Source organism: Pseudodonghicola flavimaris, assembly GCF_030164425.1.
GTDB lineage: Bacteria > Pseudomonadota > Alphaproteobacteria > Rhodobacterales > Rhodobacteraceae > Pseudodonghicola > Pseudodonghicola flavimaris.
This window is the reverse complement of the sequence record NZ_JASNJD010000021.1, coordinates 1-10,559: the sequence shown is the minus strand read 5'-3', so window position 1 is coordinate 10,559 and position 10,559 is coordinate 1. Positions and strand designations below refer to the sequence as shown.

Here is a 10,559-nt window from a genome sequence, read left to right as displayed (position 1 = left end):
TCCACTTTCGGCAGTGGGGAGGCGGCTCAATGTTGGACAGATGATGTTGGCGGTTGTCAGGAGCCCCTACCAACGAAGAACTCGGCCAGGACGGGGCTCGTCGCACCCTTCGCCGAGCTGAGACGTTCCGATCCGGCCAGCGAGGCCTTCGGCAGACGCACGAGACCGCCGGTTTCCTCGATGCGGTAGCACCGGCGCTTTTGCCCTCCACGCTGGTAATGGGTGACAGTCACGATCTGGCAGGTGCTGCCGTCGGTCAGCGTGACCGGCGCTGCAAGCCGTATTCGGTCCCCCTCGTCGTAGTCCGGGATTGCCGCCCAGTCCCGGCAGCGCTGGCGCCAGGCATGGGCATAGCTGTCGGGATCCTTCAACTCGGAGAGCAGGGCCAGAAGGCTGACGGGCGCCCGCGACTCCACCGGGTCGGAAGTCTCCTCCATGTCCTTGTAGCCCCAGCATCCATCGTCATAGCGCGTTAGGAAGACGGCCCCGAAGGTGATCGACCCGTCGGCATCGGGCAAGTAGGTCGCATCCTCAACCGGCGCGCCATCAAGTGTCGTTATCCTGGCCGCGGCATACCAGGTCGAGCCCACCTTGCAGGCCTTGAGCAGGACTGTCTTGCGGGTTTCGGTCTCAAAGCTACAGAGCCGGGCGATCTCCGCCTTCTCGTCCGCGTAGGTCCTCACGCGGCGGTCGGTGTAGAAGAGCCAGCCCATTATGCCACCCTCCGGTCGTCGACCTCGATCAGCGCGTCGAGCGGCACCCGGTAGGGCAGCATCTCGTCGAAACCCTCGCAGTTGCCGCGGTTCTGCACGAGCGCCTGCGTATCGGTTATGTCCATGAGGATCACCCGGAACGTGCCTCCGAGACCGGAGGGGACATCATAGGTGCCGCCGATCAGGTAGTCGGCCGCACCGCGCGCAAAGACCCGGATCGTGTGACCATCGGTCGCCAACCGAATGGTGTCGTGTCCGCGGTCGATGAGCATCTGCACGTCGTCGAGAATGTCGGTGTAAAACTGGCCCGTCAGATCACGAAACGCCGCTTGCCGGGCCCCCATCCAATCGGTGTCCCGAAACGGGTTGATGTCTGCGGCGAAAGCATAGGAGGGGTCGGCGCGTTCCGTCGTGACGATCCGCGTGGAGGAGCCATCAATCCCGTTCGAGCGCAGATGGACACCATTGCCGACGATCAGGATCAGCGCGGGGTTGCCGACCGGGCCATTCCAGTTCGGCAGGAAGGTGGAGCAGCCGCGCGCATGCGCGATCTGGGCCGCGACGTCCGCGGCGGAAAAGCTGAGAAGTGCCATGGGATTTACCTGTGAGTTTGAGAGAGGTGCGACCCGCACCGGCAATGCGGTGCGGGTCGGCTTCAGGGTCAGGCCGCTTCGGCGACCTCGGTTTCGCCTTCGGACGGCTCGGTGCCCGAGGTCTGCATCATCGGCGGGCACCAGGCCGCGACCGCCGCCCGCTGCGCCTCCGTCAGGGTGGCGAAGGGCTCGGCGAAGAGCTTGTCGCAGAAGGCGACGACCTCCTTCTTGGTCGAGGACGCCAGGGTCACCGCCTCTTGCGTGAGTCCCAGCTCCTCGCCGAGGATTTTGAGGAGCCACGCCTTCTTAAAGCGGTTGAAAAGCGCCGCGTTCGGTGTCCAGTGCGCGCGGATGTCCGGCATCACCTCGATCTCGAAATCATGCATCAGGCTGTCGCGCTGCCGGTCCCGCGCCAAACAGGACTGCGTGGTTGCTGCCGTGGCGTAGGCCACGAGCTTGGCTTTCTCGCCCGCATTGAGGGCTCGGAACATGGCGAACTGATCGGCGGGAGATTTCGCATCATCCGCCCAGGAGAGATCGAGCGCGTCATGCGCGGCAGCCACCTGTTCGAGCGAGGTGCCATCGATCTCGCCCATCTTGGCGTGGGTGCGATACTCTTGGCGCGCATCGAGTTTGATCGCCTGCGTGACGCCCATGCCGTGGCCCAGCACATCGGTGACAAGTTTGAACAGCGTGAGATCCAGCGTCGCCTCCGGGTGCATCGTCATGGCTGCGCCAAGCGCCATCGCCCGCTCGGTCTTGAGGTCCTCGGTCAGCGAGGCGGGGTAGGTGATCTCGTCGCTGTCCGTCGCGCCCTCTTCCGCAGAGGTACCGGGCGCTTTGCCGAACCTCTCCGGCTGATCTTCGGGACGCACCAGCCCGACATGCAGGGAGATCCTGCCCTGCGACCAGGTGGCGATCACGCCGGAGCGAGCAAGATCCTCGGCGCTGTAGGCCTCATGCAGATCCCGTGCCTCGGCCTCAAGCAAATCCACGCGTTCGTAGAGCGCATTGTAAGCCTCGTCCGCGAGTTCCTCGTTCTCCATCTCGCGCTCAAGCTTCTCCAGCTCGGCGGTGATCTCGTCGACGCGTTGCTGGCCGCTTTCATCGGGCTCGATCGGCCCCGGATAGACCCGACCGAATTCGGCCATGGCGGCGTAATCGTACTGGATGACCGCATCGGCCCAAGCGAAGCCCATCTCCGCGCGCGCCTCTTCGGCCGCGGCGGTGAGTTTCTCGAGGAGAATGGTCTCGACCAGCGCAGAATCCTCGAGCACGGAATGCTCGTCCAGGAGGTCCGCTGCGATGGCACCGCCACGCGCCTCATAGTCCTTCCGCACGAAGGCCCCGATATCGTCACTGACCTGCACGCCACGAGACTTCAGCGCGTTCCGGACCGTATAGGCCTGCAGGTAATTGCTCTCCTTGGTAAGCGCCTCGAAAACGTCTTTCTGAACTTCCTGGCTAGGGTGATCTGCGAAGGCTTTCATCACGTCGAGCGTGATCGCCTTTGCGCGTGCCGCCGCGCGGATCTCCGGATGGATGAGCCCATAACGCAGCCGGCCTTTGACCGCTGCGACCGTGGTGCCGAAGGTCTTCGCGATGGTCTCTGGCGTCTGGCCGTCGACCTCCATCATCCGCGCGAAGGCCTCGAACTCGTCGATGGCATTCATCGGCGCCTGGGTGATGTTCTCGGCGAGCGACAGCGCGGTGGTCACGTCGCAATCGCCCGGGACTAGGCGGCAGTCGATCTTGGTACGATTGGTGAACCCCTTGGCAGCCTTGTCCGCGACCAGTTCCATAAGGGCCGCATGACGCCGACCGCCTGCGAGGACCCCGAACTTGCCATCGATTTGCTGAACGAGCAGCGGTTGGAGGAGGCCCAGCACCGCGATACTGGCCTTCAGGTGCGCGATGTTGTCGGAGGCGTAGGCCTCAGGGGACTGAGCCCGCACATTCGCGGGATGGGCTACGAGATCGCCGATGGCGATGGAAATGGGTTGGAGGGCTTGTGTCATGAAATGTCCTTCTCTGGGTTCTGCGCCACCCGGACATCCCGAGCGGCCTGACCGATCCCCGGATCCGGGAACCAAAAGGGCAAAAGGCCCACTTTCCCTTTCAATGGGTCGGCGGGCCTCTCGAAGTTGGTGAAGGGGTTGCGGCACACCCTACCAGTCGTGCGCCATCATGATGGTCAGGACACGCGTGGTCGTCTCGGGGTTGCCGGGATCCTCAGCACCATAGCGGAAGTCGGAGTCCGCTTCGTAGAGATCGAGTTTCCAGAACACGGTCTCCCCACGGATCGTGACCGCCCCGAAATCGTGCCAGCCCTCGGGATCGTTCTCAGGTTCAAAGATCTCGAACTCCCCCGTCGCCTTCACAGCCTCGGCCATGAAGTCGTCGCCGGCCTCCATCAATGCCCGTGTCACATGTACCCGGCCCTGGACGGGCCGATCCGGTGGCACCCCGAGGCAGGCAAGTTTGCGGAAGGCGTCGTTCAGCGCAGCGATGGCGGCCGCGTCGGGCGGGGTGAACGCGAGGGGTTCAGGATGGCTCATGGGTCTGTCCTTTCCGGATGGGTTGAAACCACCAGACCCAAGGCCTCCTTTCACTTTCCCCAGGGGTCACAGTCGCAATGGTTTCCTGCCTCACGCGGCCCGTTCACCCTGCCCCGCCTCCAACGCGGCGACCAGATAGTCGCAGGCGCGCTGCGCATCCGCCGCTTGTCCGACCGAAGCACACGCAGCCAGTTGTCGAAATAGGCCACGTTCAGCTCCAGCGTATGCGTGGAGAACCCCAGCTTCTGGCCAAGAAAAACCGTACAGAGTACGCGATGCGGTCCGTACGGACCGCCCGCAATCATGAGCCGGCGACTTCAAGAGCTTGCAAGCTTGGCAATTCAATAAAATTGGCCCGCGCTCAAAAAAGAACGGCCGAGACAGAGCTCGGCCAAAGTCCAACAGGGAGGTATGGCGGTCTTGGGCACGATGGCCACGTCCACCATAGAGAAATGTAAGCGTTTCGCGAGCGTCTCTCAAGCTGAGCTTATTGGATCTGAAAAGTGATTGCTGACGTCTGCGCAAGAGCCGTTTGAAGGATTACATCAGATCGACGTCCTTGGCCTGTATTCACGCTTGCGCTTGAGGGCATCGTGGGCCTTCATCGCGTCCATCGCCGAGTGTTCGTCCGGATGCCGCTCGATCAGAGACTGGCCGCGACAACCAATCCTCCCCCACTCTCGCACAAGGTCCACGCCTCCAAACAAGTCCGGTTGCAAGCTCATGTGATAGTACCGCCGCATGTTCAACGACGCATCGATGCGCCTCAGGTCAACAGAACGAGATGAGCCATTACGGCTCGGATATTGTTCGAATACGCTGGGGACATCGTCCATGAAGCGAATGTATCTGAAGCGTCGTGTTACGACAACATGTTCTTCTTTAGTTCTAGGCTGCGCCCTCTCCCAGCTGTAAATGGAACGCCGAGCGCGCACAGGCAGTTTGAGTATACTTTGCTTTGACTAGGCCCCAATGCTGCAAGTGCTATGTGATTGAATAAGAACGGGCCATTGTCGTGACCTGTACGCAGCGAACGACGCAGTGCTCAAAACGATCTCAGAGTGAGCCGGACACCGATGATATCGCGATGCAATTTCGCGCGGTTGACAATCGTGTCCACGACTGATCCCAAGGCAATCCGTATTGGGCGGCCCGGCGCTACTTACCCCGCAAATTCATGCGAAACGTTTTCTCGATACGGCTCACATCAGAATGCTCAACACCCGCCCGTTCAGCGAACTCGTGCCACTGCGCGACCGCGCCCAGGATTTCCTCAATAGCTTGGTTCGCCCTGTTGGATTTCAGCCCCACGTTCGAAGCAAAAACCATGAGGTCGCCATGAGTGAAATCGTTTCGCTTTCCAGCTAGGCTCATTTGATGGTCGCGCGTCCATGAGCCAGAAGGATTGTAGGAATAGGCCACGTCATAGGCTGGGGACAGTCGCCAAGTGCCGGACCGGCCCATGAGGAAGGAGATGTTCTTGACGTGGTCATCTTGGTTGCGAGCGACAACGTTGAAGACAGCGCGCTTGTATTGTTGCTCCACCACATCCATTCCGAGCCCAAGATCCCTAATCGTCATGATGGCCTGCTCGTAGGAATAAGAGGCCGGGTCATTGAAGTCGAAATGCTGTATCGCGCCGAGCGATTGCATGTGGACCTTGCGCCCTCGTTCGTCCCGGTCGAACCGACGCGTCATGAAATGGCTTCGTCCGCCTTCATGGTGAAGCCTGCATTCCGACATGTCGATGCCCGCCGCCGTCGCCATCAGGTAATATGCGTACTCGATTTTTCCGAAGCCTTGGGGATCGGCTAGCTCCTTATCTCGATTGTTGGACACGCCGTCGAACTTCAAGAGCCAGTGCTCGTATCCCTCGTCGACTTTGACTTGGCCTGACCTGAACTCCCCGGTGTCTCGGTTCCAGGCAAGCACCGCCTTCGCGCGCGCGCCACCCGCCGAAGTCCCGACGCTCAAAATATCTTCGAGCGCCTCTGCGTCGTCCTCGCCTCCGAGCCTGCCGGCAAGGTTCTCGCGCTCGCTTAAGACCCTGTTGGCCAGATCCACCAACTGGGCCACTTCCAGCTTTTTGGACCGGGTCGCTTTACGGACCGTTGGCTCGAATTCCAGTGCCCCGATTCCGCGGTTGCCGATGTAGCAAAGCCGATCCACTGGGCTGAACCGGCCCGCGCTTCGCCCCGTTTCTGCAAGCCACGCATCGATCAACCGGTTCCCGAACTTGTCCGGCAACGCGTCGGCCAACATGCCGGGTAACCCTTTGAACGTTTCCTTCGGAAGGGCGGGAAACTCGTAGGGTGCTTCCCGAACTGGCATCTTCAGGGGCGCGACCTCAATACCCGCGCCCACAAAGGCCGGATCGTATTGAAAGATGCCGAGTGCGCGTGCTTCATCCCAACTTACGGCACCGATGCGCCGACCCCACAATATTATGCTCGCATCAGTCATCTACGTCGTCACCCCAGGTCCATGATGATTTTTTGGGTTGTTCCGATGCAGGACTCGCTCTCCTGCGTTCCTTCCCCTTCTGTGAGACGCGTTCAATTGGCCTGATGTCTCCCTCTGGTAACACAGAGAGTATCGCATGCTCCAAATCGAGCGCAGCGGCGACGCGAAGAAAGGTGTCCAGTGTGGAAGGATCCCCAGCCTCAAGGCGACGCAGGGTGCGGACTCCGATGCCCGCCTTCTCGGCGAGGTCAGTTTGGGTTACGTTGCGCGCGAGGCGCAGACGCGCAAGACGCTGCCCGATTTCATGTTCGATTTGTTGTGACGTCGCCATTGCTTCTCTAAAGGCCAAACGTTGCCGATTAAGCTAGTTAACTCGCCATAGTCGGTCACATATGGCCCTTTGTAGGTTAATTTGTCAACAGGTCTCAAGTGGCCTCTTGTGGCGCAAGATCGTCATCAAGCGGCCGCATACGGCCTTTTAATCACGATTTCCGATTTCGCACTGGTGAGTTGTTGGGGAATGGACCCAAGCGAACCCGAGGTCCCTCCGGCGGAAGCCGCGAACCGCATCGAACCTGCAACGAGGTGCTGCCAGCTCATTTAGGCAAACTCCGCATGCCCATAGCAGGAGTGATGGCAGCACCGGAAGCCCCGAATTCATTGCGTCAACGCCTCACGGTAGTTCAGAAGCCCATTGCACCCAACTTATCCGTTGTGTACTTGGCCACAACATAAAAGTTGGGTATATTGAGGCATGACCATGAACGGAATCACCCTGAACGAAAAGGAAGCACGGGAAGCGCGCGCGCGGATTTCTCGTCTCTCCGAGGCACTTCACTCGGAGCACGCTATGGAGCCGGTCGTGGCCGGCCTGCCGCCTGAGGTGGTTTCTCAAGTCTCGCGAATGATGAAGGCCGAACGCGAGCGCCTGACCCGAGCAGTCGAGGCTTATGAAGTGGCCAAGGAAACACAAAAGCCCACAGCACTAAAGGCCCTTGTAAACCAAGAGCCAGGTTTGATGCTGATCGTCGCTAGGATAGCCAACGGTTACTCCCAGAAGGATCTAGCATGGCGCCTCGGAGTGAAAGAACAGCAGGTCCAGCGCTGGGAAGCAGAGCGATACGGACAGATCAGCCTCAAGAACTATAACCGCGTCGCGGCGCTGCTCGGCGTACGCCTGACTGCGGACATGCCCGACCAACCTGCCTTCCGTGGGCTGGACAAAGTGATTGACGGAGTCTCGAAGTCCGAAATCAAGAAGATCCTAAAACATGGACGCGAGAACGGCTGGTTCGCCGAGGACTTCACCGAGGCTGAGCTTCGCCGCTACATCGCCGAGAACCGGATCGATTTTGGAAGCCCTGGGCTTCTCCGAACTGGCCTCAACGTTGTCGACCACACCGAAGACGTCATGCTCCATGCTTGGCGTGCTAGGGTAACAGCCAGGGCGCGCGAGGCTTTCGCGAGCGTCGAGGACGTTCATGAGCCACTTGAACTCAAGTGGATGCCCGGACTGGTCCGTCTGAGCAACGACACCCGCGGGCCGCTCCGGGCGGTGGAAGTGCTCGCCGACCGCGGCATCGTTTTGATCGTGGAACCACAGGTACCCGGCCTGAAGATCGACGGCGCGGCCTTCATCGTGGATGGGAGACCGGTCATTGGAATGACCGTCAGAACCGACACCGTGGACAACTTCTGGTTCACGCTGATGCACGAGCTCGCCCACGTCACGCTTCACTTCTCCACCGGGCTGGCCGTAGGCTTCTACGATCAGACGGATCAAGAGGCATCGGTCGATGAACAGGAGGAGGAGGCAAACCGCTTCGCCTCCAACCTGCTCATCCCGGAAGAACGCTGGCGGCGCTCTACCGCCCGCATCGCGAAGTCGGCTGCGGTAATCGAGCGCTTTGCCGACGAGTTGGGTATCCATCCGGCGATTGTTTTCGGGCGGATACGCAAAGAACGGGGAGAGTGGTCCCTGTTCGCAAACAAGATCGGGAGGAACACCGTGAGGAAACTGTTTGTGGGCGAAGCCCAGAAAGGAAAGAGTGATGCTCCCATACTTCCCGGCCCTCAGGGCTAAACCCGGCGAATTCGCTGCCTGCGGTAGGCTGGCCGCCCGTTATCAAGGGCATGTCTGCCCTCGCTTCGTGGTGCCGCCTCCCACAGAGTCAGACCCGGGAAAAGGGCGCATACCCACGCTGGACGAGATTGCCTACATGATGGGCGAGCGCCTCGGAAAGAGCTGGCCGCACCGGCGTGCGTTTCTCGACCCGCAACTGGCAGCGGCGGCCCTTGGCGACGAGGGAGTGGCGACCCTCTTCCGCATCGCCACGGCGGTAAATTCCCGCCTGCTTCCGGTGCTGACGTTCGCCGATCTGTCCAATCCGGCCCGCCAGGCGCTCGTTCGGGAGGGGGACGTCAGGGCGGGTATCTACATGGACTTCGAGGAAGTTGATCCCGCCGCTTTGGTCGAGGCGGTGGAAAAGGCAGGCGTCCGACCGGAACAGTGTGTCCTCTTCGTGGACTTCACCGGGGCTCCCTTGGGCGCTGACTTCGCGCCCGCCATCGGCGAAATCTTCGATCAACTGGACGGCGCGGCGCGGTGGAGCAAAATCGTCTACCAAGCGTCAGCGTACCCGGACAAGCTGCCGGTCGGAGCTAACGAGCGCACGTTGGTCGCAAGGGCGGAGTGGACCACTTTCTTGGCGGCTCTCAAAGAGACTGGTGTCCAACCAAATCGACTGGCCTACGGCGACTTCGGCGCGGATTGCGGGCGAATGGTGTTCCCGAAGGGTAAGGGCGGTGGACGACCGAGGCCGCACCTTCGCTACACCGGTAAGACCCACACCTTGGTGATCAGGGGCAGCGACTCGGGAGCCTTCACGCCGACGATGCGCGAAGTCTGCAGGCAGATCGTCGAGAGCAAGGAGTACTGCGGCAGAGGCTTCTCCCCCGCAGACGACCGGATCTGGCGCAACGCGAAGGGGCTGACAGAAACCTGCGGCGACGCGACTGGCTGGCGGGAATTGAACACCGCGCATCACCTGGTCAGGGTTGTTAGGGACCTGGGTGCCATGTCGGGCATCGAGTTCGAAGAGGATGCTGTCGCTGAGTACTCGGAGCAAGAAAGTTTGTTTTAGAGTTCGACCACGAAAATTACCTAGTCACGGATCACTGTTCCGTTTGGGAAGCTGCTTCTGCCTCTCGCTACGGGCGTCCGGTCTTTACTATTTTGAGTGAGGAAAAATGCATCTTTCACGGATTCTGATTGAGAATTTCCGGAACTTTTCAAAACTAGACGTAGCCCTCGATGGAAACGTTGTTGTGGTTGGCGAAAACAAGGTCGGCAAAAGCAACCTGATGCATGCCCTCCGGTTGCTGTTTGATCCCTCTCTGCCCGACAGCGCCCGTGAACTTGGCCTCGCCGATTTCTGGGACGGCCTTGGGAACCTGGAAGAAGACGACAAGATAGTCATTGCTGTCGAAATCGAAGAATTTGACTCTGATCTCGATATCCTTGCTCTGCTCACGGACTTCCGCCTCGACGATGACCCCGACACGGTCCGCCTGACCTACGAATGTCGCGCACGACCGGGATTAGGCAGTGCACCAACATCGGACAACGACCTGGAGTTCATTTGCTTCGGCGGTGAAAGCGAGACGAAACGTTTCGGCCATGACCTCCGCCGCCGCCTGACCATGGACCTGTTGCCAGCTCTTCGTGACGCTGAAGGTGACCTCGCGGCGTGGCGCCGATCGCCTCTACGCCCGCTCATCGAGGAAGCTTTCGCCGACATCGACCAGGCAGATCTTGATGAAATCGGTGAAGCAATCGAGGAAGCCACCGAAAAATTGACGGCGTTCCCGAGTGTAGGGGAACTTGAGACAGACCTCGGTCAACTCTTTGCAGCCATGAGCGGTCCCAAGCAGGATGTCAAACCACGACTTGGCTTTGGCGCCACTGATGTCACACGCCTTTTTCGTAACATAAGGCTGCTGATCGATGACGGCAGGCGGTCCATCAATGACGCAAGCCTCGGCTCGGCCAACATCATGTTCCTGAGCCTCAAGATGCTGGAACTGAGCAGGCTGATTGCGGAGAACCATCGTAAGCGCCCGATTGATGCCGCCTGCCTGATGGAGGCGGACCGAGATAAGACACGTGCATAACGACGTCTTTAGCGACGTGTCTTATCGGGAGGCGCTATGTTGGGTGAGGTTCTGGGTGT

Annotated in this window: 10 protein-coding genes and 1 pseudogene; 3 read left to right on the top strand and 8 right to left on the bottom strand. The window is 60.3% G+C overall.

The features are described from left to right. Positions 1–56: 56 nt before the first annotated feature. The 8 genes and pseudogenes from QO033_RS20315 to QO033_RS25310 all read right to left on the bottom strand — a co-directional run bounded on the left by QO033_RS20315 (position 57) and on the right by QO033_RS25310 (position 6,658). Positions 57–713: a DUF6927 domain-containing protein gene (locus QO033_RS20315; protein WP_100161079.1), complete on the bottom strand. Its 657-nt coding sequence runs from the start codon at positions 711–713 to the stop codon at positions 57–59. Further along, positions 713–1,306 (bottom strand): regulator, encoded by a 594-nt coding sequence (locus tag QO033_RS20310; RefSeq protein ID WP_100161080.1) that lies wholly within the window; start codon positions 1,304–1,306, stop codon positions 713–715. The genes QO033_RS20315 and QO033_RS20310 overlap by 1 nt, the downstream gene beginning before the upstream one ends. Before the next feature lie 68 nt (positions 1,307–1,374). Beyond that, on the bottom strand, positions 1,375–3,324 hold the full coding sequence (locus QO033_RS20305; RefSeq protein ID WP_100161081.1) for a ParB/RepB/Spo0J family partition protein: 1,950 nt from the start codon (positions 3,322–3,324) through the stop codon (positions 1,375–1,377). A gap of 150 nt (positions 3,325–3,474) precedes the next feature. Beyond that, entirely contained in the window at positions 3,475–3,864 is a 390-nt protein-coding gene (locus QO033_RS20300; RefSeq protein ID WP_100161082.1) for a DUF3768 domain-containing protein, read from the bottom strand. 90 nt (positions 3,865–3,954) lie between these two features. Further along, positions 3,955–4,133 (bottom strand): annotated as a pseudogene (locus tag QO033_RS20295) (ArdC family protein); the annotation flags it as partial. Between the two features lie 276 nt (positions 4,134–4,409). Beyond that, on the bottom strand, positions 4,410–4,700 hold the full coding sequence (locus QO033_RS20290) for a WGR domain-containing protein (protein WP_100161083.1): 291 nt from the start codon (positions 4,698–4,700) through the stop codon (positions 4,410–4,412). A 322-nt stretch (positions 4,701–5,022) separates the two neighbouring features. Next, a complete protein-coding gene (locus QO033_RS20285; RefSeq protein ID WP_224888716.1) occupies positions 5,023–6,327 on the bottom strand; it encodes a type II toxin-antitoxin system HipA family toxin in 1,305 nt (434 codons plus the stop codon). Next, positions 6,320–6,658 carry a helix-turn-helix domain-containing protein gene (locus QO033_RS25310; RefSeq protein ID WP_100161085.1) on the bottom strand — a complete coding sequence of 113 codons (339 nt, stop codon included), beginning with the start codon at positions 6,656–6,658 and terminating at the stop codon, positions 6,320–6,322. The genes QO033_RS20285 and QO033_RS25310 overlap by 8 nt, the downstream gene beginning before the upstream one ends. A 429-nt stretch (positions 6,659–7,087) precedes the next feature. On the opposite strand from QO033_RS25310, the gene QO033_RS20275 reads away from it, so the two are divergent. The 3 genes from QO033_RS20275 (at position 7,088) to QO033_RS20265 (ending at position 10,500) form a co-directional block, all read left to right on the top strand. Next, a complete protein-coding gene (locus QO033_RS20275; protein ID WP_224888717.1) occupies positions 7,088–8,410 on the top strand; it encodes an ImmA/IrrE family metallo-endopeptidase in 1,323 nt (440 codons plus the stop codon). Then, entirely contained in the window at positions 8,379–9,470 is a 1,092-nt protein-coding gene (locus QO033_RS20270) for a beta family protein (protein WP_284482794.1), read from the top strand. Before QO033_RS20275 ends, QO033_RS20270 begins: the two co-directional genes overlap by 32 nt. Before the next feature lie 106 nt (positions 9,471–9,576). After that, positions 9,577–10,500 (top strand): AAA family ATPase, encoded by a 924-nt coding sequence (locus QO033_RS20265; RefSeq protein ID WP_284482793.1) that lies wholly within the window; start codon positions 9,577–9,579, stop codon positions 10,498–10,500. The last annotated feature ends 59 nt before the right edge of the window (positions 10,501–10,559 follow it).

Bases quoted from the DNA above. Each gene is read 5' to 3' on its own strand.
- QO033_RS20265 (WP_284482793.1), top strand. From the start codon at position 9,577: ATGCATCTTTCACGGATTCTGATTGAGAATTTCCGGAACTTTTCAAAA.
- QO033_RS20285 (WP_224888716.1), bottom strand. From the start codon at position 6,327: ATGACTGATGCGAGCATAATATTGTGGGGTCGGCGCATCGGTGCCGTA.
- QO033_RS20275 (WP_224888717.1), top strand. From the start codon at position 7,088: ATGAACGGAATCACCCTGAACGAAAAGGAAGCACGGGAAGCGCGCGCG.
- QO033_RS25310 (WP_100161085.1), bottom strand. From the start codon at position 6,658: ATGGCGACGTCACAACAAATCGAACATGAAATCGGGCAGCGTCTTGCG.
- QO033_RS20300 (WP_100161082.1), bottom strand. From the start codon at position 3,864: ATGAGCCATCCTGAACCCCTCGCGTTCACCCCGCCCGACGCGGCCGCC.
- QO033_RS20270 (WP_284482794.1), top strand. From the start codon at position 8,379: ATGCTCCCATACTTCCCGGCCCTCAGGGCTAAACCCGGCGAATTCGCT.
- QO033_RS20315 (WP_100161079.1), bottom strand. From the start codon at position 713: ATGGGCTGGCTCTTCTACACCGACCGCCGCGTGAGGACCTACGCGGAC.
- QO033_RS20305 (WP_100161081.1), bottom strand. From the start codon at position 3,324: ATGACACAAGCCCTCCAACCCATTTCCATCGCCATCGGCGATCTCGTA.
- QO033_RS20310 (WP_100161080.1), bottom strand. From the start codon at position 1,306: ATGGCACTTCTCAGCTTTTCCGCCGCGGACGTCGCGGCCCAGATCGCG.
- QO033_RS20290 (WP_100161083.1), bottom strand. From the start codon at position 4,700: ATGGACGATGTCCCCAGCGTATTCGAACAATATCCGAGCCGTAATGGC.